The organism is Enterococcus sp. DIV0008 (genome assembly GCF_050542615.1).
In the GTDB taxonomy this organism is placed as follows: Bacteria; Bacillota; Bacilli; order Lactobacillales; family Enterococcaceae; genus Enterococcus_D; species Enterococcus_D innesii.
Map to the genome: position 1 here is coordinate 1,712,683 of NZ_CP172937.1, position 25,895 is coordinate 1,738,577.

Annotated in this window: 23 protein-coding genes; 7 read left to right on the forward strand and 16 right to left on the reverse strand. The window is 39.0% G+C overall.

What is annotated here, in order from left to right; translation table 11 throughout:
- Positions 1-160 precede the first annotated feature (160 nt).
- A complete protein-coding gene (locus IGI84_RS08240; protein WP_430600180.1) occupies positions 161-865 on the reverse strand; it encodes a flavodoxin in 705 nt (234 codons plus the stop codon).
- A 345-nt stretch (positions 866-1,210) separates the two neighbouring features.
- On the opposite strand from IGI84_RS08240, the gene IGI84_RS08245 reads away from it, so the two are divergent.
- Complete coding sequence (locus tag IGI84_RS08245; protein ID WP_430600181.1) at positions 1,211-1,723, forward strand: GNAT family N-acetyltransferase; 513 nt, start codon at positions 1,211-1,213, stop codon at positions 1,721-1,723.
- Between the two features lie 78 nt (positions 1,724-1,801).
- Here the strand turns inward: IGI84_RS08245 and IGI84_RS08250 are convergent, their stop codons facing one another.
- On the reverse strand, positions 1,802-3,850 hold the full coding sequence (locus IGI84_RS08250) for a glycosyl hydrolase 115 family protein (protein ID WP_430600961.1): 2,049 nt from the start codon (positions 3,848-3,850) through the stop codon (positions 1,802-1,804).
- Between the two features lie 435 nt (positions 3,851-4,285).
- On the opposite strand from IGI84_RS08250, the gene IGI84_RS08255 reads away from it, so the two are divergent.
- Both IGI84_RS08255 and IGI84_RS08260 read left to right on the forward strand, forming a co-directional pair.
- Positions 4,286-4,690, forward strand: coding sequence for a hypothetical protein (locus tag IGI84_RS08255; protein ID WP_430600182.1), 405 nt, complete (start codon positions 4,286-4,288; stop codon positions 4,688-4,690).
- 39 nt (positions 4,691-4,729) lie between these two features.
- Positions 4,730-5,239, forward strand: coding sequence for an AAA family ATPase (locus tag IGI84_RS08260; protein ID WP_118215236.1), 510 nt, complete (start codon positions 4,730-4,732; stop codon positions 5,237-5,239).
- Positions 5,240-5,452: 213 nt separating this feature from the next.
- Here IGI84_RS08260 and IGI84_RS08265 read toward each other — a convergent pair whose 3' ends face one another.
- From IGI84_RS08265 to lepA, 10 genes are all read right to left on the reverse strand, one after another.
- Complete coding sequence (locus IGI84_RS08265; RefSeq protein WP_430600183.1) at positions 5,453-5,704, reverse strand: hypothetical protein; 252 nt, start codon at positions 5,702-5,704, stop codon at positions 5,453-5,455.
- Positions 5,705-5,977: 273 nt separating this feature from the next.
- Positions 5,978-6,928: a zinc-binding dehydrogenase gene (locus IGI84_RS08270; protein WP_216681751.1), complete on the reverse strand. Its 951-nt coding sequence runs from the start codon at positions 6,926-6,928 to the stop codon at positions 5,978-5,980.
- Between the two features lie 382 nt (positions 6,929-7,310).
- Complete coding sequence (locus IGI84_RS08275) at positions 7,311-8,009, reverse strand: M23 family metallopeptidase (protein WP_411415369.1); 699 nt, start codon at positions 8,007-8,009, stop codon at positions 7,311-7,313.
- A 240-nt stretch (positions 8,010-8,249) separates the two neighbouring features.
- Entirely contained in the window at positions 8,250-8,672 is a 423-nt protein-coding gene (locus IGI84_RS08280) for a GFA family protein (RefSeq protein WP_185932359.1), read from the reverse strand.
- 37 nt (positions 8,673-8,709) lie between these two features.
- On the reverse strand, positions 8,710-9,465 hold the full coding sequence (locus IGI84_RS08285) for a MerR family transcriptional regulator (RefSeq protein ID WP_086292342.1): 756 nt from the start codon (positions 9,463-9,465) through the stop codon (positions 8,710-8,712).
- The gene (locus IGI84_RS08290) at positions 9,452-11,467 is read right to left on the reverse strand and encodes a HelD family protein (RefSeq protein WP_216681752.1); all 2,016 of its coding nucleotides are present in this window, start codon (positions 11,465-11,467) and stop codon (positions 9,452-9,454) included. The genes IGI84_RS08285 and IGI84_RS08290 overlap by 14 nt, the downstream gene beginning before the upstream one ends.
- Before the next feature lie 132 nt (positions 11,468-11,599).
- A complete protein-coding gene (locus IGI84_RS08295) occupies positions 11,600-12,247 on the reverse strand; it encodes a GNAT family N-acetyltransferase (RefSeq protein WP_195265095.1) in 648 nt (215 codons plus the stop codon).
- A 758-nt stretch (positions 12,248-13,005) separates the two neighbouring features.
- On the reverse strand, positions 13,006-13,722 hold the full coding sequence (locus IGI84_RS08300) for an ABC transporter permease (RefSeq protein ID WP_140965653.1): 717 nt from the start codon (positions 13,720-13,722) through the stop codon (positions 13,006-13,008).
- Between the two features lies 1 nt (position 13,723).
- Positions 13,724-14,452, reverse strand: coding sequence for an ABC transporter ATP-binding protein (locus IGI84_RS08305; RefSeq protein ID WP_216691368.1), 729 nt, complete (start codon positions 14,450-14,452; stop codon positions 13,724-13,726).
- Positions 14,453-14,812: 360 nt separating this feature from the next.
- Positions 14,813-16,648 (reverse strand): translation elongation factor 4, encoded by a 1,836-nt coding sequence (gene lepA, locus IGI84_RS08310; RefSeq protein ID WP_074535928.1) that lies wholly within the window; start codon positions 16,646-16,648, stop codon positions 14,813-14,815.
- 145 nt (positions 16,649-16,793) lie between these two features.
- Between lepA and IGI84_RS08315 the strand changes: the two genes are divergently transcribed.
- The 4 genes from IGI84_RS08315 (at position 16,794) to IGI84_RS08330 (ending at position 19,673) form a co-directional block, all read left to right on the forward strand.
- The gene (locus IGI84_RS08315; RefSeq protein ID WP_430600184.1) at positions 16,794-18,008 is read left to right on the forward strand and encodes a GNAT family N-acetyltransferase; all 1,215 of its coding nucleotides are present in this window, start codon (positions 16,794-16,796) and stop codon (positions 18,006-18,008) included.
- Positions 18,009-18,059: 51 nt separating this feature from the next.
- Entirely contained in the window at positions 18,060-18,545 is a 486-nt protein-coding gene (locus IGI84_RS08320) for a nucleoside 2-deoxyribosyltransferase (protein ID WP_010748216.1), read from the forward strand.
- Entirely contained in the window at positions 18,546-19,211 is a 666-nt protein-coding gene (locus IGI84_RS08325; RefSeq protein WP_086292337.1) for a hypothetical protein, read from the forward strand.
- A 276-nt stretch (positions 19,212-19,487) separates the two neighbouring features.
- Positions 19,488-19,673, forward strand: coding sequence for a hypothetical protein (locus tag IGI84_RS08330; RefSeq protein ID WP_005226019.1), 186 nt, complete (start codon positions 19,488-19,490; stop codon positions 19,671-19,673).
- 57 nt (positions 19,674-19,730) lie between these two features.
- Here IGI84_RS08330 and lepB read toward each other — a convergent pair whose 3' ends face one another.
- The 4 genes from lepB to clpB form a co-directional block, all read right to left on the reverse strand.
- On the reverse strand, positions 19,731-20,300 hold the full coding sequence (gene lepB, locus IGI84_RS08335) for a signal peptidase I (RefSeq protein ID WP_008380056.1): 570 nt from the start codon (positions 20,298-20,300) through the stop codon (positions 19,731-19,733).
- Positions 20,301-20,467: 167 nt separating this feature from the next.
- A complete protein-coding gene (locus IGI84_RS08340) occupies positions 20,468-21,421 on the reverse strand; it encodes an ABC transporter ATP-binding protein (protein ID WP_216681754.1) in 954 nt (317 codons plus the stop codon).
- Positions 21,418-22,959: an ABC transporter permease/substrate-binding protein gene (locus IGI84_RS08345; RefSeq protein ID WP_223079760.1), complete on the reverse strand. Its 1,542-nt coding sequence runs from the start codon at positions 22,957-22,959 to the stop codon at positions 21,418-21,420. The genes IGI84_RS08340 and IGI84_RS08345 overlap by 4 nt, the downstream gene beginning before the upstream one ends.
- A 164-nt stretch (positions 22,960-23,123) precedes the next feature.
- Positions 23,124-25,730, reverse strand: a complete 2,607-nt coding sequence (clpB, locus tag IGI84_RS08350) for an ATP-dependent chaperone ClpB (RefSeq protein WP_081118566.1) — start codon at positions 25,728-25,730, stop codon at positions 23,124-23,126.
- Positions 25,731-25,895 lie beyond the last annotated feature (165 nt).

Sequence of the window (25,895 nt, forward strand, 5' to 3'; positions counted from 1 at the left end):
GATTCTTCTTACAATGACTTGAAGGAATACTATTTTCTCGTTCTCATAGGATTCATGAGTCAAACATACTTGTTTACCATAATAACATTATGTTTCTTTTAGTTTTATAACATAATGGACTATTAGCCGGTCAAGAAATATCTATTAAACCGTAATGTTCCTAGTACCCAAGTTCGTCGAGCCAATTCAACAGATTGGGTTCAGCGTCTTCAACACTTCCCGCTCTTGCTGCAAAGCCTTCAAGAAAGTCATACGCTGGATACAACGTTTGAAGTTCATTTTGACTATTGGTCAGTCCACTTCCCCCATGGGTTGCAAAAGGAATGATTTGTTTATCCGTAAGATCATAGGCTTCAAGAAATGTTAAAACGGCTCTTGGGGCACGGTTCCACCAAACCGGAAAGCCGATAAAGAGAACATCCACTTCAGTCATTTGGGCAACGTCAGTCATCAATGTTGGCCGGGCATCTTCTTCCACCTCTCTAGTGGCAAAAGCTGTATGTTCATCGTAATCGTTAGGGTAACCTACTTCTGTTTGAATCGAAAATAACTCACCTCCTGTCTGTTCAGCGATCATCTCTGCTATGACTTGGACATCTCCTATTAAAGTGTTATCGATCACATTAAAACTACTTCCAGAAACTGCTTCGACTGCTGGTTCATACTCTAAATTTTCTGGTCTTGTGAAGTAGGCGATCAAAATATCGGCCTCCCCATCAATCCCTGCTTCTCTCATTTGTTGCGTAATGGTGTCACTAGTACTTGTTTCCGTTGTACCAATGTCTGGCTCGTCATTCATTGAATCACTGCTGCATCCTGCTAGAAAAATCATTGTCAGAAAAAGTCCTTTTGTCCATTTGTTCATTGAATTGCTCCTTTCATCTTCCTTAAGTAAAGGTAGTTTCAGTATATTTCTTGAAGTGGACTTTAAGGCAAGGCATTCAGATAAATCTTGTCTTAATTTTTCACTTTTCTCACAACTCCCTCACAAAAAGTCATTCATGCAAAAGCACTTATAAAGCCGTAAACAGTATTTTATTTAACGACTTTTCCATGTATCTTTCGGTTTTTCTCAAATATTTGGTAAAAAAGTCAACGCATTTATGGTAAAAAACGTTAGACAAGCAAAAATAAAATAGAAGCGCGTAAGACGGATTTTAAAAGGATCATTATATGATAAACTAATCCTAAATAGGATAGGAGTGATTGAATGAACGTTTTCTTTAGACCACCAAAAGAAGATGATATTGATCAAATCATGCAGATCGAAAATGCAGGATTTACAGCGGATGAAGCAGCATCTAGACTAGCGATGATGGATCGAATACATACAATTAGTGACAGTTTTATTGTGGCAGTAAATGAAAAGGATTGTCCGATCGGCTACGTTGTAGGGCCCATTATTTCTAAACGTTATCTCTCTGACGATCTCTTTGAAAGTACTTGTCCTAATCAACTTTTTGGTGGCTACCAAAGTATTCTTAGCTTGGCTGTCGCTCCTGATTACAAAAACTGCCAGATTGGTAGTAAACTACTGTCAGCCCTTGAACAACAATGTCGTCTTCAAAATAGAAAAGGAATCACATTAACTTGTTTAGAATCATTGATTCCATATTACGAAAAGCACGGCTATCAACTAGAAGGACTGTCAGAATCACAACATGCAGGTGTTGCTTGGTATAATATGGTGCTAGAGTTGGACGATATGCCTAGTGAATTATAATAAAATTTGTATACTAGATAAAACACCCTTCAAAAGCTAGGATAAATCGCTTGCTTTTGAAAGGTGTTTCATCTCGAATTAATATTTTTTAAGTTCTTCACTTAAACCTACTCTGATTTTTCTTGCTAACTTTTCATCCGTCAACGCTTTTTTAGTATTCGAAAGCAACATAACTCTTGATTCAGTGGAGTCCATAATATATTTCCTCTCCCACTGGTCTTGATCTGGACCATCGCCAATGATGCGAATGTAAGACAACAGACTTTTGATCATCTCTTTTGTCAATGTTAGATTAGTATAGCCGTCGTTTTCATAAAAATCATACCATGTATCACTTGGATTTTCTTTCAGTATTTGAATTAGTTGATGGATTTCTTCTAACGCATCGAAAACTTTTACAAATACAAAAACCATTTCTTCCCGATCAATCATCTGATAAGCGTCTAACAAATGGAGCAATGCTTTTAATGTTTTGCATTGAACAGCTACTGAGAGGTAAATATCATTAAAAAAGCGAGCATTTTGTGCATGTTTATCCTGAAGGGATAATGTAATCTGCTGGCATCTCAGCAATAGATTCTCCCAGGATGCTATCTTTTCTCCTACCATAGAGAAAATTTCATTGACTTGCTCCTTGATTTTCCGATCACCCGTCAACCATTCTATCCTCGGAATTTTTGTTTCTTGCTTGAGCCAAGATTGAATAATTTTTCGAATCAAATAACAGGCAAACTCGTCCCCAGTGGTTTGATCCTCATGCGTTCCATAGCGGATAACCGCTTCAAAGTAATCTTCATAGACAGCTTGGATCTCTTCTTGCTGATTTTGATAGTATTGTGTTACATGCTCTGAAATTATCTCTTGATTGGTTCGTAACTGATAATCTGCTCGCCAGAAATTCGCTATTTCTTGTAAGAACAAAATATGCGGTTTTATGTTGCCTGTATTGACTAAGACAAACTTATCCATCTTGACTTCTCTAACCGCCATTAACTCTCTAGAAACAAATTCTGGGCTATTAGGCAAGATCGTCAAGAAATTAGATGCTTGTAAATCATGAAAGGCAACGTGATAATAGATTCCTCTTGAATGATTTGGTTTTGGTGTGTTTGTTAACACCTCATCTCGTGGATCGTGATTCCCTTGTCTACGAGAAACCATTTTACCATAACCATTATCCGCCCAAATCTCAATCACATCATCTGGAAGCTCAAGTAAGCCAAGATTAAATAATTCCGTCATCTCACCATAAATGTTCATTGAACATACTGCATGAGGATCGACTTCTTTAACCATATGATATTGCAGATGGACGATTTCGTTGATCACTGCTGCTTTTTCCGCTGCTGACCACTGTCGATCAAGATCTTCTGCCCAAAAAGGACAATCCCCTTGTCCGCGAAAACCAAGTGTGTAGATAACCTTGGTACCTTTTTGCTCGTGTAAGGCTTTTTTCCATAATTCCTGAAACAACTCAAAATGTTCCTCGTATGAAGCCTTCAAACCAGGATACCTTCTAGCAAACATCTCAGCGCCTAGTGGCTCGGCATGATGATGTGTATAGATCAACCCCATCGCTTGTGCACTTTGTCGATATCTATGACTGTTCTTATCTGTTCCCGGGATGATAACATTTCCACCTAAACGTAACAAAGTTTCATAAATACGTTCCCAGACATATTCATTTGAACCATTATCTTCCCATTGATCCAGCAGCAACTCATCATTGACGAACCAGCCCCGATAGTCCGTTGTAAAATCAGGTAATTTTAAGTCAAAACCTGTCCATTCAATAAATGGCTTTTTTATTGGGGGAATATCCATGAAATACCAAAAGGGTTGAACACCTAAAATTTTATGAGAGATTTCAAGAACCCCATACATTAATCCTAACGGTGTTTCAGCACACACTTTTACTTTATCTGGCGATACGAAAAGTATATGAAAAGCATCCGTTTCATTTTTTTCATCAAGTAAAACCAATTCAATTTTATTTGCCTTCCTCGTGTCTGTCACAACGGTTAAAATGTCACGTTGCAAGATCTCGCAAGCATGTCCAATCACTTCATTTTCCAACTGTTTTGACGTGATAGAAGTATTTTTCGAAATGAAAAATGTTGTTTCCATGTAATCCCCCGTTTCATCTTTTTCTTTCATTACTTTAACTCTAATGAAATCCAACTACTGTACTGTAACTAATATTCTATCTATAACTTGATAGTCAATTCGCTCTTAGAAAAAATAGGACCACATTCTAAAAATCATTCTAATAATCCCGATCTAAACACTTTGAGATCGTTTACAAGTATAGAATAAACGAAACCTTTCCCCAAAAAAATAGAGAAAATCGATAAAAAAAATAAAAAAACAGACTTTTTTCGTATTGTGGTTTTAATCGTCTTCTTTTAAGTAAACACGTCTCTCATAGACAGATTACTTTAATTCAATCAATAATTTCGTCCTTCCCATTACTAGATTGGCGATACAAGTTAGCTAAAATTTCCCTCGCTTAGCACCTTCATCCTGATATAATGAAGTAAATCAACGACAAGGAGCCATAGCATGTCAAAAATAATTATTTCTGGAAGTATCGCTTTTCAAAAGGATTTTGAAGAACTGACGAATACACTTACTGAAAATGGTCATCAGGTGATCAATTATCCAAAAGCCACGGACGATCTTTCTACTCAGTTTCCAACCTTATTCGTAGACTTTTATAAAGACATAGAAAAAGCCGAGATTTTTTATTTGTATAACAAAGAAAAAAATGGCATCTGTGGTTATATCGGTGCAGCTGGCTTTGCGGAAGCAACCTTTGCTTTGACTCGAAAACTACTGTACGGACAGAAAATCCAATTGTTTTTGCATGAGGAACCGAGTGAAAAAGTAGCTTGCTCTGAAGAGATTGGGCTGTGGAAAGAGAATGATTGGATCACAGTTAAAAATCTAAACACGTTTTTGGATTGAGAAAAAAATACTTTTTATATGAAAGCTGGCGGTAGTCTGATGAAAAAGCTTATATTGATCAGTGGTACGATGGGAATTGGTAAATCAACTATAACTGAAGAACTATCCAAACAAACAAAGCAGTCTGTTTACCTTGACGGGGATTGGTGCTGGATGATGAATCCGTTTATCGTCAATGAAGAGAATAAGGATATGGTGATCAACAATATCCATTTTCTGTTAAACTCTTTTATCAATAACTCTATGATCAACGTCATTTATTTTTGCTGGGTTATGGATGAGCAAAAAATTGTGGATCGAGTCTTGAACGGCATCGCATTGGAAGATATTGACGTGCAACACTTCTCATTAATTGCCTCGCCAGAAAAATTGCAGAAAAACTTTGAAGGAGATATAACCACCGGGAAACGAACACTATCTGATTTACAGCGTTCACTGGATAGGTTACCAAAATATACTGAATTGCGTTCAAGAAAAATTGATATTTCCCATTACTCTGTTGCGGAGACCGTTTCAAAAATAAGAAAAATAATTTTGGCATCTTCTTAAATATTCCTTCAATTAGTAAATTTTGGCCCATGTTTTTTAACGTAACTATTCTCAGAGAGCTACTTCTTGTGACTGACACAAATAAGCCCACACTCATAAGAGCATGGGCTTATTGAGATCATTGTCAATTCTATATCTTCAATTGAAATCTGGCTTTTATCAGTTCAGATTTCAATTGCTGAATAATGGTGACAATTTCTTATTATTCTTCAATTACATATACTTCTCAACTTCATCAATTTCTTTTTGTAGTGCTTTTTCATCGTACTTTTCATACTTACCGGCTTCGTGTGCGATCTTTTTGATTTCATGAATCGCTTTTTTCTCAACGATCCATTTCATCATACTATGTTTTTTTGCGTCTGCATCTAGTGTGTCTAATTCAGCTAAATTCTCATCTAACTTATCAAGAACCTCTGCAATCTTTACCAATGCTTTTGCTTCCTTTTCTTCATAGTTTGTCATAGATATCACTCCTTAAGTATTTGATATATTTATCTTACTGCTGTAATTAAATGTTTTCAAATTAAATGTACTGTTTATCACAAAGTTTTATCTTATTCTCACTGAAGAAATAGAAAACATTAGATTCTTGCAATATTCTATTCATTTTACATTTATTTTTATCCTTAAAGATTTATCCTAAGAGAAGTATCGATTATATAAAAAGATGATTTAGTGAATTAGCAAACATTCGGTGTATCTTTTATGATAAAGTCATTTAGCTTTTTTACTTTCTTATGGTTGCAGCAAAATTTTCCCGACACTTTTTCCAGATTCTAAATAATCATGGGCAGCTTTTCCGTCAGCTAATGAAAAAATGGTTGGTTGACTGATTTTAATTTGATTCTTGCTAAAGTAAGTGAATAGTCGGGTGCTTCTTCTCTCCCGCTCTTGATAACTTGTTAAGTAATCCCAGAGATCCCCGGTCAAAATACTTTTTGATTTTGATAACAAGGGAATAAAGTCGATCGCTGGCGGATTTCCGCCTGCCATGCCAAAAAAGATAACCTTCCCTCTATTTTTGAGCAAGTCGACACTTTCGGCTAATGTATGTCCAATGCCATCATAAACGGTATCAAAGAAAGAAGTATAGGTTTCTTGCCATTCTGTGTTTCTTAAAAAGACTTGTTTTGCTCCTTGGTCTAAAGCCAGTTGTCGCTTTTCTTCCGAAGAAGTGACGCCGAAGACTTCTAGGCCATCTGCGGTTAAGAGTTGCGATAAAATTTGTCCGACGCCACCACTTATCCCATGGACGAAGACCTTACTATTATTCACATTATTGCCAAGATCATGAGCTAAAAAATCAGCTGTCAACCCTTGCAGGCCAATACTGGCTGCTAATTCAGGTGGTATACTAGATGGAATACGGATGGCATTTTCCTCAGGAACAGCCACCAATTCTGCATTAGCAAAAGGAACGTCCACAAAAAGAATCGTTTCCCCTAGCTGAAACTTAGAGACTGATCTTCCTTTTTGAATAATCTTCCCTACACCTTCATAGCCATTAATTAGAGGGTCTCGGGATTCAATATGATAGCTGCCCTTTCTTCGATAAATATCTGCATAATTCAAACCAATATACATCATTTCTATCAATAGCTCATTTTCTTGAATGACGGGATCAGGCAAATCCCCATATGTTAAAACAGTTGAATCACCGAATTCATTAAAATACAACGCCTTCATGCGCAAATCCTCTCCTATCTTTAGTCTATCGAAATCGTCCTATTCTGTCTAAAATCAGAAATCTATCAATCGCCAAGCTTTCATAGAACGGAACAGTATCACAATCAACCGTTTGAAGTTTCATTAGCTATCTTTTGTTCGAACCCCCCCTATTTTGAAGGTACTCTTCTTCTATGCCACTAGATGCCATGCGTCAAAAGAGAAAGTTTTTATGGTTCGTCATTTTCCATCTTAAAACGGTTATGAATGGATCCTGCATATTAATTGATTTATTAAATAGTCAATCTAAGAGATGTTTAGCTATATTACTATACTCTTAAACTAAGTAAAGACTAGAGTAGTAATCATTGATTATTAAAAAAACGTTTATGTTCTAAGGAAATCATTTTTTATAAAAGCGAATTCGATCTGTATGTGCTGGTATCTGATTATAAACTGATTCCCAAACACCCTTTCGATAGACTTCATATTCTTCAAATAAAAAGGGCAAACCATTCGACTGAGCAATATCCGCGCTATCCATCAATTGAAAATGTAAATGGGGGGACGTAGAGTTACCTGAATGTCCAACATTTCCTAGTTTCTCTCCTTTTTTTATCCGATCACCAACTACTCCTTTTATCGAATTCGTTTGTAAATGTGCAAATGCCATATAGATATTATTTTGGCATTTTAAAACCAGATAATTCCCGGCAATTTGACTGAAGTCGTCATTATACTCGTTAAATGAGTTAGCATTTTTTATAGCAATTGCCGAATCCACTATCCAATGCACAACAGCACGTTCTGGAATACCATCTCTAATCGTTACGATCTCACCATCACAAGGCGCAAAAATCGGTTTCCCCCAACCATAGCATTTATCTAACGGTACTCCAAAGAAAAAATACCTAGTAAAACTAGTATTGTAAAACGGCTTTCTTTCCTTTTCCCAATCAACTTGCACAAAATCAAATGCAAATCTTAATCCCATACGATTAGTACCGTGACTAGGGATTTTCTTTACTGGTGTAGTAGGTGCTTGCCATTCCCCTCTAAGTGGAAATTCTATAATAATCGATCGGTGCTGGTCTTTTATCACCACTGATTCCTCCTTTCAAAAAAGCCTCTTCAGTCTCTTTTTGAAAAATTATTTTTTTGAAGTCCACTTTTCTTTTGGTCAAATTTTCCCAACTTCGTAGAAAGAGTGTCTTGCTTCTTTTTTATTTCAGGAAAGAGTGAGCGATTGGAAACCTAAATGGGTTCTATTTCTTGCTAATTCAAATAAATATCTTTATTTTTTTGCCGGTGTTTTTCATTAATTTATCAACATACTGATCATTCAATCAAAAAATTTTTCTTGTATCTCCAGCATAATTTCATCTTCTGTTTTTTTATCGGTATCGTTGGCGAAATCATAATAATGAGGCTTCTGATCGTAGTATATTTCTAATTTTAAGCAGGATTCACTTTCATCAGTAAACAAATCAATGGGAATGTCATAAGAATCTGTAGGAATAAGATAGTAAAATAGATTGGATCCACAATTTCTGCAGAATCCTCTCTCTGCCCAATCAGAGGATTTGTATCTTGTAACTGATTCCTCAGAAGTGATGGTGATGTCTTCACCGCTTCCTGCTGAAACAGAAAGAAATGGTCCGGACCCCCATTTTCGACACATGGAACAATGACAAGCACTAATCTCCGAATGAAAATCTTTGACAATGATAGAAACTTTTCCGCATAAGCAAGTGGCTTTTTTCAATGAAATTCCTCCTTTTAAACAGATTTCCTTTGTCATTTTAAACAAAGCGTTTTGCAGCAACTTTTTTCAAATTATTGATACATTTGGCTAATTCGGCTGTATTCATTTTAGCCTTCTCTAAAGAGAGGATCAGCATATCACAGACAGAAATGATATCCTCTGACGGTTCAGGATTATTCAAAATAGCTCTTACATCATGCTCTTCTTGATGATCGATCGAATGAAGTAAGCGCAAAATGGCTTCTAATGAATATTTTGCTGCGCGTAATATACGAATGATTTTTAATCGCTTTAGATCGTCTGCTGCATAAATGCGATACCCATTTTCACTTCGCTTTAGCGATAACAAGCCGTTCAGCTCCCAGTTTCTTAACGCATCAGTTGTTACGCCTAAGTATTCAGCTGCTTCACTCCGCTTTAAAGAAATGTCTTCCTCTTCAGTCGTTCCTTTGATCATATCTTCAACGATATGAATCGCTTCATTCGCCTCATCGATTTCTTGATCAATAGCCAATCCATAATCATGGAGCAATGCTGTGGCTGAAGCAAATTCATATTTTGCCAAGGCTTTGATCAGCTCTCTCATCATTGCTCTTAAACCAGATTGGAGCACCTCGACCTGAAAAGCAACTTTTGCTGTTCTTATCAATTCAACATGATATTCATTGTAAATTCTATAGCCATTTTTCGCTCTTTGAGGCTTAGGAATCAGTTCCCATTCCTCATAGCGTCGAATCGTGTTAGGATGAAAACCCACTAGTTTTGCTACCTCAGACGTTTTATATGTTTCCATCCGTTTCTCCCCCATCGTTCAAAATAAAAAGCGTTAATTCATGAAGTGCTCTGGAACAGCTTGTATACAAGAGATTGCTTTTTGATGATAATTGTTCCTTCCTAATATCAGTCAGGATAACTTGGTCGAACTCCAAGCCTTTAGCATATTGTGGCGTCGTGACAATGATTCCTTCCGTCATGGCTGTAGACTGCTTTCCAAATCGAGTGACCTCATAAGAAGATAGGCTTTTTTCGATTTTAGCAACTTCATCCCAAGTTTGGCAAATGATGCCGCAGGTTTTATGAGCTGACGATTCAAATCTTTCTATTATTTTTGTCAGCTTTTCTTGTTTTTCCTGTTGGTGATCAATATAGTTCAACTCAACTTCTTTATTATGACGTTCAATCGGAGTAAGTGCATTATTTGCCGTAAATTGTTTAGCAAATTTAATTATTTCATAGCTGGACCGATAACTGGTATTGAATGTGACTACACGGTTGTTTGAAACAACGGTTTGTAGCCGCTCCAAAAAATTCATTTCCGATGTCAGTAAATCTTGATTGACATCTCCACAAATTGTTTTTTGGCAAGGAAACAAACGATCCAACACATAAAAATGCAACAGCGAATAATCCTGCATTTCGTCAATAACAATATGTTTGATTTGTCGGTTGGGAAGGATTCCCTCAATGTTCATTTTGAAATAGAGATATGGAAATAGATCTGCATAATCAATCTTATTTTTGTTTTGATTAAAAGGAATCTTTTTTGACGTCAAGAAGTTCACGTACTCATTCAAGCTAGTTGTTATTTGCAACCTGCTTAGCAACTCTTTTTCTATTGCTTCGCTTATATGATTTTGGTCATTTTCAGGCACGATCTTACTTAATTGCCGTGCTAATTGCTTAGTTCTAACGAATAATGCACTTTCTGAAAGAGTAATATTTACTTTTTCCAATTCTTTTTTTGAAAATGTGTAGTGATGATCAACGATAATATCTTCGGAAAATAATCTATTATTGAGCTGTTGGATATGGTTTTTCAAAGACAAAAAGAATTTCTCAGATCTTTTATATAAAAAGGTTTTTGCCTCTTTTGACATTGGCTTTTCTATCATTTGATCTATTTCATCCTGTTTATCAGTTACTTTTAACTTTTCTTCGATCATTGGTTGGACAAGCTGGGTGATTTCAAGCTGATTTAGCTCGTCTTCTCCTAATTCAGGCAAAACAGTTGAAATGTAACTGGAGAAAACATCATTAGGCGATAGAATCAAAACATCTGAAGCCTGTAGTTCTTCTCTTTTTTGATAAAGTAAATAAGCAATTCGATGGAGTGCGATAGATGTTTTTCCGGAACCAGCAACACCTTGGATAATCAAGTTCTTGGCTTTTACATCTCTGATTACTTCGTTTTGTTCTTTTTGAATCGTGTGGATAATGGTCTTCATTTCACTTGAAGTGTTTTTACTCAGCTCATTCATCAAGAATTCATCGTTTACTGTGTCATCTGTGTCGACAACAACTCTAAGCGCTCCATTTTCAATTTCAAACTGTCGCTTTCCTTTTAAGTATCCATGAAATCTCTCCCCTAATGACTCATAGTAGGCAGAACCTAAACTAAAATCATAGTATAATGAGGAAATCGGTGCCCGCCAGTCATAGATCAGCTGCTGTCCAAATTCATCCGCAAACCCGTACCTACCAATGTAAAAATTTTCTACATCTTCGTCATCCTCAAACTGAAACTTAATTTTTGAAAAGTAAGGTGCTCCTTTTAAATATGCTAACTTTTTACTGATATTCGTTTCAAAGTTGTTACGCTTATCAATAAAACTTAAGTTTTGCTGGTGATTGTAAACTTCATATTTGTCTAATTCATTTTTATAGTCAACTGTATATTTTTTGATATCTTTATAAGCTTGTTCATTAGCATTGACAGTTCCATCAATTTGTTTTATTTTTTTCTCAATTTTTGTTATAACTTCTTTTAAATGCTCATTTTCTTTCGTATTTAACATGATAAATTCCCCTTTCTCAATGATCTTATCAAGAAAGGGTACATTGGTGGTTTAGTGTAGGGTTTAGAAATTTTAAAATAGATTGATTGTTCTTTGTCTAATTTTCTTTTAAAGTGATTCTCTCATTTTCAATTAGTAATCATACGTATCAATTTCACTGACAGCTTTTTCAAAGTCTGATTGATGCGGTAGGACTTTTTTTTCTTTTGGTGGGAATGTTTTGTCAAAATCATTTAAGATGGATTCATCTGGATACATCGCTTCTGAAAAATGAACACTGCCGCTTATGCCATCTAATGCACCTTCAAATAGAGGCAATGCCATTACGCCAGTATAAAATTTACCATCAGGCATTGATATATTATATTTCTTTGTTCCTACAAATCCATATGGATGGTAATGATACGTAAAGCCGCCAAGAATAATGGCATTAAAGCCTAGTCTTTTCGCTTCAGCAAGTGAGTGCTCAATCAGCATGCGACCAAACCCTTGCCGATGATACTCTGGCGAAATGCTTACTGGTCCGAAGGTTATAATTGGATGTACTCCGCCATGCTTATCGATCACTTTCGCTTTTGTATAAAAAATGCTGCCGATGATCTCATTGTCTAATGCAATAACGAAGGACAACTCGGGGATAAAGTCAGGATGTTTTCTAATGTTGTGAACAAGTAAATGTTCGACTGCTCCTGGGAAATATAAATTCCAAAATGCTTCTCGTGTGATTTCTTCCACTATTTTATAGTCTTTTTCTTCTTCATGTCTAATTGTAATAGTCATAATTTCCTCCAAAAGTATTTCTTTCCTTTTTTTACTAAAGATAACTGACTTAATTGTCTAATCCTCGAAATAGTAGGAGAAGGCCTAGACTATAGTCAAAGATCTTTATTTCGTTTCTATACTATCATCGTTGAACTAAAATACCACATGATAGCTCGTTTAAATACTAACCATATGAAATACATCATCTAGTTCTATTTAGGACGAACAAAACTGGTATGTCCATCTTGAACTCCTTTTTTATCGTCGTTTTTATTCTAACTGAAAGAATATCTCTAGCTCATTCTCATGGAAAAAGACATTCCCAATGATGAGATGTGTAGAGAATGGTGAAACTTTCAGTACTCTTAAACGTGGAATTTACTTAAATAGTGTTATCCAGCTATTACCTCTTATTTAGGCAATGGGTCTTTATGACTAGCAATTTGGAATTGCTAATAAGAAGTAAAACTAAATGATTACTATTGCGTAATTATAGGTGCACATTTACTGTCTTTCTAAATTCAACCTTGCCTACAGTCTTAGACGATAGGTTTCACCAATCGTCTAAGCTATAAAAATTTGATAATTCTGCAAATACTTTTTCTATTAGCATAAAAATAGACCGTACTTTATTCGTTTTTCAACTTATTGTTCAGATACTTATGCTACTCATCGGACAGACTCCATTCAATTTTTAGTAGAACAAATCATGCCTTCGCACAAAGTTTATCCAAACTATTTTTCACATATAAACAACTGGCTATAACCGATTATCCCTATTCCCATCTAAAATAGCGCACCGCAATAAAAATACCAATAATGGAAATAGCTGTTAACAATAAAACCATATAAAGCAGCCCATTTTCTTCTGGAAACGTAACCGTCTTTAATAACTTGATGCCTTGCGTCAAAGGCATAATATCCGCTACTTTCTGCAATCCCTGCGGCATGATTTCATAAGGAACTGTCGCTCCTGATAAAAAAAACATTGGAAAGAAAATTGCTGAATTTATCGCCCCTGTTGCTTTCTCACTAGGCGATAAGCTGGCAACGATCAAACCTATGGCATGAATGGAAATCATCACTAACAGATACGCTGGTATAAAGTACAGCCAGTTGCCAACGTAAGAAAATTGAAAGAAAACAACTAGCACGCCTAATAGTAACAACATCGACACGATGCTGATCGTAAAGCAAAAAAGTAAATGAGCCAAAAGTAATTGGATCGGACTAATTGGTGTCACCTGATATCTTTTCAAGATTTTTCGCTCACGGTAGGAAGATAATGCAAGAGGAAGCCCCATCACACCTGCTGAACAAATCCCTACAGTCGAAACTGACACAAAAGCTGTATTCAGCGAATCATTACTAGAATCCATAACCCCCATAAGACAAACAATCCCAAGGGGAACAAAAATGCCAAATATAATGGAGGACATTTCTCTTATCGACAGTTTTGCTTCTGATTTATAAAGTAACCAAAATGTCTTCATCTTAATATTCCTCCCCAATAAGTGTTAGAAAGGCTTCTTCAAGTGTGTCTTTTTTGCTTTTCAATACTATTTCTTCGACTGTACCGCTTGCCACTTCTTTGCCCTCTTTTAGGACTAAAATTCGATCACATAAAGTTTCTACTTCGTCCATATAGTGTGAAGTTAGGAAAATGGTCACACCTTTTTCTTTAAGCATCAGCAAGTATCGCCAAACTTCTCTCCTTGCTTTAGGATCCAGACCCGTTGTCAGTTCGTCTAAAAAGATGATCTCCGGATTCCCCATAATCGCTAATAGGATACATAGCTTCTGTTTTTCTCCGCCAGATAATGTAGCTAAAAACGAATTTTTTTTTGCTGAAAGACCAAATTCATCCAACGTCCTCATCCAATCAATCGGTTTTTCGTACAAGGAATGAGTAATTTCACAGATTTCTTTGACCTTCAACTGATTTTGAAAAGCTGCTTCTTGAAACTGAACCCCTACATATTGAAAGAGCTTTTTTCGCTCTTTTCTTGGATCTTTGCCTAACAAGGTGATATCTGCAGAATCATATTTTTGCGTACCTAAAAGGCAATCGATCGTCGTTGATTTGCCTGCTCCATTATGACCGAGCAAGCCAAATATCGTTCCTTTCTCTACAGCAAAACTCAAATTGTCTACTGCACGTTTGTCTCCATATGTTTTGACCAGATCTTTCACTTCTATTGCATTGGTGTTTTTATCGATCATTTTATCCCTCCAATCATTTTCTAGGTTCATTCTAGCCGAAAACGATTCGAAGGTGGTCTAGTGGAGGGTTCTCAATTAGGGGAAAATCCTATCTCGACTTCCAATAAATAATACATAATAGCAATGCATCACTTAAATACTCGATTACATCCATCTGTTCTTGATCTTCCAAATAAAGAAAAACCAGTTAGGGACGCTGCCTAACTGGTTATAACTTTACTATCAGTTGTATCTTTCTATTCGATAACTTTCTGTTTAAGAACCGAATAAGAAGTTTTTCGTAAATGTTTGCAGACAATCCGAGTAGTGAAATAAGTAAAGTGAATACGACTTTTAAAACAGTGTTTTCTATCTAAAGCCTTATTTCTTCGGTTCATCCTCATCCATCTTCAGAACTGCCATGAAGGCTTCTTGCGGTACTTCGACGGAGCCGATTTGTTTCATCCGCTTCTTCCCTTCTTTTTGTTTCTCCAGAAGTTTGCGTTTCCGAGAAACGTCACCGCCATAACATTTCGCCAATACGTTCTTACGCAAGGCTTTGATGTCGGAACGGGCAACGATTTTTTGTCCGATGGCTGCTTGGATCGGCACTTCGAACTGTTGTCGTGGAATCAGTTTTTTCAGTTTTTCAACGATGGCTTTGCCGCGTTCATAGGCAAAGTCGCGATGAACGATAAAGCTTAACGCATCGACTTTTTCAGTGTTCAGCAAGATGTCCATCTTCACTAGCTTGCTAGTGCGGTAACCAGACATTTCGTAATCGAGTGATGCGTATCCTTTGGTGCTGGATTTCAATTTATCAAAGAAATCAAAGACGATTTCCGATAATGGGATCTCATAAACGACGTTTACGCGATAATCATCCAAGTAATCCATCGTGACAAAGTCTCCCCGTTTGCGTTGGGACAATTCCATTACAGCACCGACGTAATCGTTAGGGACCATGATTTGTGCTTTGACGTAAGGCTCTTGCACGTTGTCGATCGTGACTGGTTCAGGAAACTCTGCTGGATTATCAACGACGACCATTGAGCCATCAGTCTTGTTGACGTGATAGATTACGGATGGTGCAGTCGTAATCAACTCAAGGTTAAATTCACGTTCTAGCCGTTCTTGCACGACATCCATGTGTAATAGGCCTAAGAAGCCGCAACGGAACCCAAATCCTAATGCTTGAGAGGTTTCTGGTTCAAATTGCAATGCTGCATCATTCAATTGTAATTTTTCCAATGCTTCTCGAAGGTCGTTGTAACGTGAGGTATCGATTGGGTACAATCCGCAATAAACCATCGGATTCATTTGACGATAACCGGCTAAGGCTTCTTCTGCTGGATTGTTGGCTAAAGTCACCGTATCCCCGACTTGGGTATCTTTAACGGTCTTGATGGCAGCAGTGATATACCCAACATCGCCCACCATCAACGCATCTCGTTGAATGGCTTTGGGTGAAAAGACCCCGACTTCTGTGACATCAAAGGTCTTGCCATTACTCATCATTTTGATCTTGTCACCTGGTTTGACCATCCCGTCCATGATGCGGACGTTTAAGACCACCCCACGATAGGAATCGTACACGGAGTCAAAGATCAACGCTTTTAACGGTGCTTCAATATCACCTGCTGGAGCTGGGACATACTCAACGATTTGTTCCAAAATGTCTTCGATCCCAATACCTGCTTTGGCACTCGCTAAAACAGCTTCACTGGCATCGATACCGATCACATCTTCGATCTCTGTTCGTACTCGCTCAGGATCGGCAGCTGGCAAGTCTATTTTATTAATGACTGGTAGGATCTCTAAATCATTGTCTAACGCCAAGTAGACGTTTGCCAATGTCTGTGCTTCGATCCCTTGAGCCGCATCAACGACGAGCACGGCGCCTTCACAAGCGGCCAAACTGCGGGACACTTCATAGGTGAAATCGACGTGCCCTGGAGTGTCGATCAAATGGAAGATGTAGGTTTCTCCGTCTTTGGCGGTATAGTTAAGTTCCACGGCATTTAATTTGATCGTGATTCCTCGTTCACGTTCAAGATCCATGGAGTCTAATAATTGGTTTTGCATTTCCCGTGACGTCACTGTATGGGTTTGTTCCAAAATACGGTCCGCCAATGTTGATTTCCCATGGTCGATATGGGCGATAATGGAGAAATTACGAATCTTCTCCTGTCGTTTTTTCATTTCTTCTATGTTCATGGATACGTTCCTCATTTCTTTTAGTCAGCTTTTCTATTATACCAACGAAACGCCAATAGTTAAAGTATTTTTCTTAACCGTTATTTAGACATATTCATTCAGGTTTTGCTATACTAGAGCTAGCAAATAAATTGGAGTTGAAAGAATGGACAATAATTTTCATCAAAATCTACATATTCGAGCGGTGGATGAAAAAGACGTTGATCAGTTCAATGAACTGTTAAGCTACGTTTTTCAGATCACTGAATCGGATATTGAAGAAAGCGGCTATGAGAGCAAACGGGAAATGATCAAATCTAAGCGCCCGATTTTAGAACTTTCCAAGGTCTTTGGTTGGTTCAATGAAGACAAATTGATCTCGCAAATCGCCGTTTATCCTTGTGAAGTCAATATACACGGCAAATTGATCAAAATGGGCGGAGTGACCGGTGTTGGGACCTACCCTGAGTATGCCGGACATGGCCTGATGAAAGACCTGATCAAGCTTGCCTTAGAAACCATGCGGGAAGATCAGCAATGGATCTCCTACCTTTATCCATACAATGTGCCCTACTATCGTCGCAAAGGCTGGGAGATTATGTCCGACAAGCTGACCTTCAAAATTCGTGATACCCAGCTTCCGAAAACCAAAGAAGTCTCTGGGATCGTAGAGCGCAAAGAAGTGGATGACCCTGATGTCTTTACTGTCTACAACCAATTCTCCCGCGACAACCATGGTGCCTTGCAGCGGACCTCTTTTCACTGGGAGGAGTATTGGCGCTATGAAAATGAAGAAGAGCGCACCGCGGCTGTCTATTACAATGCCAGCGGTCATCCGACTGGTGTACTTTTTTATTGGGTAGCCGAAGAAGTCTTCCACGTAAAGGAAATGTTCTACTTGAATCAAGAAGCCCGCAATGGTCTATGGAATTTTATCTCTGCCCATTTCTCAATGGTTTATTGGGTCAAAGGAGACATTTATTCAAATGAACCCCTGTCCTTCTACTTGGATGATAGCCAAATCAAAGAAACCATCGAGCCTTATTACATGGCGCGGATCGTCGATGTTGAACAGTTTTTGACAAATTTCCCGTTTGAAGCCTTCCAAACACCCTTTCACTTTGTTGTATCCGACCCAGTTGCCGATTGGAACAACGGAATCTTTGGTGTCCAATACAATCACGGAGAGATCGTAGTTTCAAGAGAAGCTATCGGAAAAGCGGTCCAGCTGGATATTCAGACATTGTCGTGTCTGTTGATGAATTACCGCCGTCCGGCTTACTTAGAGCGTGTGGAACGGCTAAATACCGATTCAGAAACACTGGCATTACTGGAATCGATCATCCCTGATATGGAAGCCTATTTCAGCGATTATTTCTAAACAACGAATCAACAAAACGGACAACTATGAATGATTAAGGAGTGTTTTTGAATGAAACTATATTTTGCTGCTCCCCTGTTTGCTGCTAGTGACCTGCGCTACAACGCCGAACTTGTTGCGTCGATTCGCCAGCAGTATCCGCAGCTGGAGATTTATTTACCTCAAGAAAATGCCGCGATCAATGATAAATCCGCCTATGCGGATAGCAAAATGATCGCTTTGGCAGATACCGAAAAAGTACTGGAAAGTGATTTGATGATCGCATTACTGGATGGTTTGACCATCGATGCTGGGGTTGCCTCTGAGATCGGTGTCGCCTATGCAAAAGGCATTCCTGTTTTAGGGCTTTATACAGATAGTCGCCAACAAGGAGCCGACAATCAGCAAAAGCTGGCAGCATTACAAACCGTTGCGGAAAACCAATTCCACTATGTCAATCTTTATACGGTGGGTTTGATCAAACTAAATGGTGAGATTTATTCCTCTGAAGCAGCCCTTTTAGCTGGCTTAGCCGACTATCTTTCGGAGGACAACTAAATGGGACAAACTTATCAGCGACTGCAAAAGGTATTCACTATTTTTGGTATTCTCGTGTTTTGTTTTTCTTTGTGGGAATTTTTCCGTGGGGTCTATCCGCAAACACAAGGATTGATTTTCTTAGTTCAGGCATTGCTTGGGATTTTATTGATTTTCGTCCCAGAAATGAGTAAAAAGTTCTTAAAAATCCAGCTACCAAATGCCACCGTCTACTTTTATTGGTTTTTCTTGCTGATCTCTGTATTTATGGGGACAATTCTGCATTTGATTGAAACCATTGCTTTCTGGGATAAAATTCTACATGCGGTGAGTCCTATGGTCTTGACGGCTGTTGGCTATGGATTGATCTGTCTCTTACTAAAAGAAGTCCCCGTTTCAAAAGTTTCTCCATGGTTATTTTTATTAATGGGCTTTGCTTTTGCTGGCTTATGTGGTGTTTTCTGGGAGTTTTGGGAATTCATCTGCGATTCCGTTGGTGGAATGAATCTCCAACGTTATGCAACTTTAGATGGCACACCGTTTATCGGCCGTGAAGCATTGATGGATACGATGGGCGATTTACTGACCAACACGATTGGTGCTGCTCTAATGGGCGTGTTCGCTTACGTACAAGGACGAGGCAAACCTGATTACTTTGAAAGTTATCGGATTCGGAAATTATCATAGTCTACCTTTAAAAGCCGGTTGAAAAGCATCGTTTTTCAACCAGCTTTTTTCTGTTGTTCTTTTATTGATAAAGAAAAATTTATAAAAATACTTAAATGGTAGCTCTTGTTTTTGCTGATTCACTGTATACCAAGGGTTCCTATCGTGTGTAGAAACTAATAAAACGTTTACAATCTAAAAAAATTCCCTCGTTTAATCATTTTTATTTCCCCAAAAAACCTTGGTCTGTTATAATTACATTATTCATTTGACATTGCGTCAGTAAAGGAGAGGCTTATGGTCCTAACAGTGTTTTTTATTTTATGCTGCTTGATTTTTTCATCGATCACCTATGCGTTCTCTAAAGATGCCCGGAAATTTGTCCAACCTTTATCAATCAAAATTATTTTTATTGCATCAGCTATTATTGCGGTTTGGACAATGTTCTTCTCAATGGTTGCCTTTGTCGCTTGGGTGATCTAAAAAACATTCTTACCAGTTGCGGCGTTTTCGCTGCATTGGTAAGAATGTTTTTTTTGGTTAGAAAAGTTTGATTTGATTCAATGGCCAAAAGCGCAGCAGCACTTTCCCTTCCATTTGATCTTCTGTTACAACCCCGAAACTGCGACTGTCCCGAGAGATCAAACGATTGTCTCCCATCACAAAATAGCTGCCTTCAGGAACCGTTACCGTGAAATCATCGGTAAAGTGTTCGGCACCAGCGGCGATTTGCTGAAACATTTCGCGATAAGAATATTCATCTTGTAATTGATCGTCCGCAAATTTTTCTTTAAAATCATCTAAATAGGGTTCTTCGTATACTTCTCCATTGATCGTTAAGACATCATCTTTCATTTCGATAGTATCACCGGGTAAACCAATCAGCCGCTTGACAGCGATTTTGCTTGGATCATCTGGTTCAACGCAGATCACGATGTCTTGCCGGTCATATGAAGAAATTTTTGATGCAATCAGCCGCTGTTTATCGGCCAAAGTCGGGTCCATAGAATGGCCACTGACTTGAACAGGCGTCAGGACAAACAGACGGATGAGAACCACGGCGACGATAAAGAAAAGCAGTAACCAATTCTCTTTTAGGATTTTTACCATAGCTGCTCTTTCGCTCCTTTACTGCATCTTTTGTCATTATCAAAGCTCGTTTCTGGCATTCTGACAAAAGATATCTTCCTCAATCTTACGTGGAATTTTTACATTGAGCAAGAGAAATCATCGATTTTTAAAAAAATATGACAATTCTAGTGGCCATAAAGAACCTTTTACGTTCGATCACGACTCAAGAATGCAAACACATCTTTTCGACTTAGACTTCCTACCAGTTTCTGCTCTTCTTCAATCACTACCGTGTCATGAGTTGTAAATAAGGTATACAACTCATTTAAAGTAGTAGATGCAGCGATTTGAGGAGCCCCAGGGTTGACTTCATCGCTGAAAAAGTTCATCCGCATCAAATCCCCTGCTGTGACCAGTTTTGCTTCGTCTTCACCGGTCTCTTCAAAAAAGCTTTTCACAAAAGCAGTTTTCGGTTGCGAGACAATCACTTCCGGTGTATCACATTGGACGATCTTCCCTTGATTCATGACAGCAATGCGTGTACCTAATTTTACCGCTTCTTTCATGTTATGCGTGACAAAAATAATCGTCGTCCCAAGTTCTTGGTGCAGATCAAGGACTAACTCCTGCAAGGAATTACGAGAAATTGGATCAAGAGCACTAAAGGGTTCGTCCATCAGAATAATTTCTGGGTTAGCAGCTAACGCTCTTAAGATACCGATCCGTTGCTGTTCTCCTCCTGACAACTCTTTAGGCATTCGATGGCGGTATTGCTCTGGGTCAAGTTTGACCTGTGTCAGCAAACGATCCACGGCTTCTGAGCGATCTTTTTTTGACCACCCTAACATCTCTGGGATCACTTCGATGTTTTGTTTGACATCCATCGTCGGAAACAGAGCGATTTGTTGGAGAACATACCCCATTTGCCAACGCATTTTTTGAATATTGTATTCTTTGATCCGTTTTTCTTTGAAGTAAATATCACCATCTGTCGGTTCTGACAACGCGTTGATCATCTTCAAAGTCGTCGTTTTCCCACTCCCAGAAGGACCGACCAAAACAAAGATTTCCCCTTTATTGATGCTCAGATCTAACTGATCGATCACTAGTTTTTGATCAAACTTTTTACTGACGTTTTTAAATTCAATAATTGGTGTCATTCTTGTCCCTCCTCAATTAATCCTTCGTCTATCAGGAAGGTACGCGCGACTTCTGCTGGATTTTTTCCTTCGACATTGACCTGATAATTCATTTCACTCATTTGTTCTTCAGTGATTTTCCCTGCCAACTTTTCCAATGCACGGACGACTTCTGGATGTTCCTTGGCAAAGGCTTCTTTCATCAAAGGCGCTCCTTGATAAGGTGGAAATAGTTCTTGATCGTCTTCTAGAATAACTAAGCCATATTGACGCAATTCACTGTCCGTGGAATAGGCATCCAGTAGATTGATATCGCCATTATTGATGGCTTGATAACGCAATGCTGGTTCCATACTTTGGACACTTGGAAAATCTAGCCCATAGCGTTCTTGGATGCCCGCATAACCGTCCGTCCGATCAATGAATTCGAGGGTGAAGCCGGCTTTGATTTGATTTTCGATTTTCTTCAAATCAGAGATCGTGGTTAGTGCATTTTCCTCAGCAAATTCTTTTTTCACAGCCAACGCATAGGTATTTTGATACGCCATCGGCTTAAGCAAGGTCATCTCAAACTGATCCTTCAATAGATTAACTGCTTCCGTATAGGTTTCGTCGGAGTCAAGGTTTTGACTCGCAAGCTCTTCTGGTACCTCAACTAAGCTCTCCAACACGGTACCGGTAAACTCCGGATAAATATCAACTTGGCCATTGTCTAATGCACTGAATAAGAATGAGGTCTTTCCGAAATTTGGCTCTAGTTCAACTTGGGCATCAGGGTCTTCTTGTTCAATCAATTCTTTGTACATGTTGATCAAGATATCAGGTTCGGACCCTAGTTTCCCTGCGATAGTGATGGTTTTCGGCGCGAAAAATCCGCTCTGTGAAAAAGAAACGCCGCCAATCAGCAAGATGATGGCTGCCAGCGTAATCAAGGTATAGCGCGGTTTCAGGTGTTGTAGATATCGGATCAACGTACTGAAAATAATAGCCAGTAAAGCAGACCCGATCGCACCGATCAGCGTTAATTCAGGGGCATTCCGATCGATCCCCAACAAAATAAAGGAACCTAGCCCACCAGCGCCAATCAGAGCGGCTAAAGTTGCTGTTCCGATGATCAAGACCAGCGCCGTGCGAATCCCCGAAATTATGACAGGCAAGGCAATCGGCAACTCGACTTTGATCAATCGGCGCATCCGAGACATACCAAATGCCGCCGCAGCTTCTTCGATTGATGGATCGATCTCCGAAAGGCCAATATAGGTATTTTGAAAGATCGGCAATAACGCATAAATAACTAGTGCGATCAACGCAGGTGGCGTTCCGATCCCCACGAATGGAATCAATAAACCTAACAGTGCCAGTGATGGAATCGTTTGTAACACACTCGTTATTTGTAGGCCGACTTCCGCTGCCCGTTTATGATTAACCAGCCAAATGGCTAACGGGACAGCAATAACGATCGCGACCAGCAGCGCAATGATCGACAATGACAAATGCTCAAAGACAGCTGTCAGCAATTCCCCTTTTCGCTCATTCAACGTTTCAAAAAAAGTATTCATCTTTTCATTCCTCTCCTACTCCATAAGAACAGTATAATCGAAGTGCGAATTTCCTCCAAACAACAAGCAAGGGGAACTTTTTTGTCTTATGTTGAGCGACAAAAAAACGATGGCTGCCAATGAAACGGCAACCATCGTTTTGCATTTATCCATTTTTTATCTTTTTATTCTTCGGTAATTGGCGTATTTTCAAAAACCAGTTGATCGTTCAATAATTCAATCGTGACTTGGGTCTTTGGTAAGACTCTGCCGGCAACGATTTCTTTTGCCAATGGGGTTTCGACTTCTCTCGTGATAAACCGACGGAGAGGACGCGCACCATACGCTGGCTCATAAGCATTTTCAGCGATCCAGCGTTTGGCTTCTTCAGTGATCGTCAACAGTATATCTTGGACTTCCAGTCGTTGTGAAAGCTGTGCGATGATCTTGTCGACGATGCCTGTCACATCGTTTAGACTAAGCGGTGTGAATAAAATCGTATCATCGATCCGATTTAAGAATTCTGGTTTGAAATGCCCTCTCAAGAGATTACGGACATTTTCAGCAACGTTTTCTGGGATCGTCCCTTCTGCGGTCACGCCATCTAGCAAGACTTGAGAGCCGATATTGCTAGTCATGATCAAGACTGTATTTTTGAAATCAACGACTCGCCCTTTTGAATCTGTCAAACGGCCATCATCAAGCACTTGTAACAAGATATTAAAGACATCAGGATGGGCTTTTTCGATTTCATCTAACAAAACGATCGTGTAAGGATTGCGGCGGACAGCTTCAGTCAATTGCCCACCTTCTTCAAACCCTACATAGCCTGGAGGGGCACCAACTAAACGAGACACTGAATGTTTCTCCATGTATTCGCTCATATCGATCCGAACCATATGCTCTTCTGAATCAAAGAGGTTGACCGCCAACGCTTTCGCTAATTCGGTCTTACCGACGCCGGTCGGACCTAAGAACAAGAAGGAACCTAATGGTCGATTTGGATCTTGCAGGCCAGCTCGTGAACGAATAACTGCATCACTGACAGCATCGACTGCTTCGTCTTGTCCGATCACTCGTTGATGCAAGGTCTCATTTAATTTCAACAGTTTTTCTCGTTCGCCTTCCACTAATTTCGCAACAGGGATTCCTGTCAAACGTCCCACGACTAAGGCGATCTCATTTTCGGTCACTGACTCTTGGACCATCCGAATGCCTTCGACTTGGTTTTTTTCTTCTAGTTCAGCTAGTTCTTTTTCCAGTTGGGGAATCGTCCCATGGCGAAGAACAGCGGCCCGTTCCAAATCATAGTTATTTTCAGCATCTTCCAACTCATGCTTGGCTTTATCGATCTCTGCCCGTTTGTTGGAAACTGCATTGACTTCTTCTTTTTCCGTTTCCCACTGCATTTTCATGGTATTGACTTCTTCACGCAATTCCGCCAATTCTTCTTGTAAAATGCCTAAGCGTTTTTTCGATGCATCATCGGATTCCTTTTTCAATGCGGCTTCTTCGATCTCCAGTTGCATCAAACGACGGGTAACTTGGTCGAGCTCAGTAGGCATTGAATTCATTTCCACCCGAATTGTGGCACTCGCCTCATCGATCAAGTCAATGGCTTTGTCTGGTAAAAAGCGGTCCGTGATATACCGATCAGATAAGGTCGCCGCAGCAACAAGCGCGTTGTCATGGATGTTGACGCCATGATGGATCTCGAACCGTTCTTTCAAGCCACGTAAAATCGAAATCGTATCTTGAACGGTTGGTTCCTGTACCAGCACTTTTTGGAAACGACGTTCCAAGGCTTTGTCCTTTTCCATGTATTGACGGTATTCATCAAGGGTGGTTGCGCCAATCGTATGCAATTCTCCCCGTGCCAGCATTGGTTTCAGTAAGTTTCCAGCATCCATGCTGCCTTCCGTCTTACCAGCACCTACAATATTGTGGATCTCATCAATAAAGAGAATGATCCGGCCATCGGCTTTTTTCACTTCTTGTAAGACGGCTTTCAAACGCTCTTCAAATTCACCTCGGAATTTAGCACCTGCGATCAAGGCACCCATATCCAGAGAAAAGATCGTTTTGTCTTTTAGGTTTTCTGGGACGTCTTTTCGCACGATCCGTTGAGCCAATCCTTCAACGATGGCTGTTTTACCAACCCCCGGTTCACCAATCAAAACGGGATTGTTTTTGGTTTTCCGAGAAAGGATGCGAATCACATCGCGAATTTCTTCGTCTCGACCGATAATGGGGTCCATTTTTCCGCTGCGGACTTGTTGGACCAAGTCAACGCCGTATTTTTCTAATGCTTTGTATTGTTCTTCTTGATTTTGTGAGGTCACACGATCCCCTCCTCTTAATGTTTCGATCGTTTGCTTGATTTCTTTTGCGGTGATTCCTTGTTTCTTTAAATACACCGTCAAGGGATGATTTTTCAATTTCATCAACGCATAAAGGACGATTTCTGTGGAAAGATACTCGTCTTGAAATTCATTTTTTAATTGATCTGCCTCAGACAAAAGATGAAACAGATTTTGACTCATGGATTGACCATAACGAACATTTCCTCCTTCAACGGAAGGCAGTTCATCTAATAATCGGTCGACTTCTTTTTCAAAAGCATCGACATCGAGCCCTGTGTCCGTATAAAAATTGCGGCCGAATTGATTGGCTTGCAATAAAATCTTCCATAAATGCGGAATATCAATTTCTTGATGGTGACGGGTCATGGCAATCTGCTGGGCTTCAGCGATAGCACTTTGTAATGTAGTCGTCATTTTTTCTGGGTTCATACTTTTCCCTCCCAAAATGGTAGTCAGAAAAAAAGTACGCTGCAAGCAGTATCCTTTTTTCTACTCTTCTATTATACAATATTGGTCAGTAATGGTCAAAAGATTTCCCTCGAACATCAAAAATTTTTTCAGTATTATTTCATGAAAATTGACAGATGGGAAGTA

What these genes read in the sequence shown, in the direction of transcription:
- IGI84_RS08255 (WP_430600182.1), top strand. Translation starts at nt 4,286, where the DNA reads ATGTCAAAAATAATTATTTCTGGAAGTATCGCTTTTCAAAAGGATTTT.
- IGI84_RS08245 (WP_430600181.1), top strand. Translation starts at nt 1,211, where the DNA reads ATGAACGTTTTCTTTAGACCACCAAAAGAAGATGATATTGATCAAATC.
- IGI84_RS08295 (WP_195265095.1), bottom strand. Translation starts at nt 12,247, where the DNA reads ATGACTATTACAATTAGACATGAAGAAGAAAAAGACTATAAAATAGTG.
- clpB (WP_081118566.1), bottom strand. Translation starts at nt 25,730, where the DNA reads ATGAACCCAGAAAAAATGACGACTACATTACAAAGTGCTATCGCTGAA.
- IGI84_RS08340 (WP_216681754.1), bottom strand. Translation starts at nt 21,421, where the DNA reads ATGACACCAATTATTGAATTTAAAAACGTCAGTAAAAAGTTTGATCAA.
- IGI84_RS08300 (WP_140965653.1), bottom strand. Translation starts at nt 13,722, where the DNA reads ATGAAGACATTTTGGTTACTTTATAAATCAGAAGCAAAACTGTCGATA.
- IGI84_RS08240 (WP_430600180.1), bottom strand. Translation starts at nt 865, where the DNA reads ATGAACAAATGGACAAAAGGACTTTTTCTGACAATGATTTTTCTAGCA.
- IGI84_RS08345 (WP_223079760.1), bottom strand. Translation starts at nt 22,959, where the DNA reads ATGAATACTTTTTTTGAAACGTTGAATGAGCGAAAAGGGGAATTGCTG.
- IGI84_RS08290 (WP_216681752.1), bottom strand. Translation starts at nt 11,467, where the DNA reads ATGTTAAATACGAAAGAAAATGAGCATTTAAAAGAAGTTATAACAAAA.
- IGI84_RS08250 (WP_430600961.1), bottom strand. Translation starts at nt 3,850, where the DNA reads ATGGAAACAACATTTTTCATTTCGAAAAATACTTCTATCACGTCAAAA.
- IGI84_RS08325 (WP_086292337.1), top strand. Translation starts at nt 18,546, where the DNA reads ATGGGACAAACTTATCAGCGACTGCAAAAGGTATTCACTATTTTTGGT.
- IGI84_RS08320 (WP_010748216.1), top strand. Translation starts at nt 18,060, where the DNA reads ATGAAACTATATTTTGCTGCTCCCCTGTTTGCTGCTAGTGACCTGCGC.
- IGI84_RS08330 (WP_005226019.1), top strand. Translation starts at nt 19,488, where the DNA reads ATGGTCCTAACAGTGTTTTTTATTTTATGCTGCTTGATTTTTTCATCG.
- IGI84_RS08285 (WP_086292342.1), bottom strand. Translation starts at nt 9,465, where the DNA reads ATGGAAACATATAAAACGTCTGAGGTAGCAAAACTAGTGGGTTTTCAT.
- IGI84_RS08305 (WP_216691368.1), bottom strand. Translation starts at nt 14,452, where the DNA reads ATGATCGATAAAAACACCAATGCAATAGAAGTGAAAGATCTGGTCAAA.
- IGI84_RS08270 (WP_216681751.1), bottom strand. Translation starts at nt 6,928, where the DNA reads ATGAAGGCGTTGTATTTTAATGAATTCGGTGATTCAACTGTTTTAACA.
- IGI84_RS08315 (WP_430600184.1), top strand. Translation starts at nt 16,794, where the DNA reads ATGGACAATAATTTTCATCAAAATCTACATATTCGAGCGGTGGATGAA.
- IGI84_RS08265 (WP_430600183.1), bottom strand. Translation starts at nt 5,704, where the DNA reads ATGACAAACTATGAAGAAAAGGAAGCAAAAGCATTGGTAAAGATTGCA.
- lepB (WP_008380056.1), bottom strand. Translation starts at nt 20,300, where the DNA reads ATGGTAAAAATCCTAAAAGAGAATTGGTTACTGCTTTTCTTTATCGTC.
- IGI84_RS08260 (WP_118215236.1), top strand. Translation starts at nt 4,730, where the DNA reads ATGAAAAAGCTTATATTGATCAGTGGTACGATGGGAATTGGTAAATCA.
- lepA (WP_074535928.1), bottom strand. Translation starts at nt 16,648, where the DNA reads ATGAACATAGAAGAAATGAAAAAACGACAGGAGAAGATTCGTAATTTC.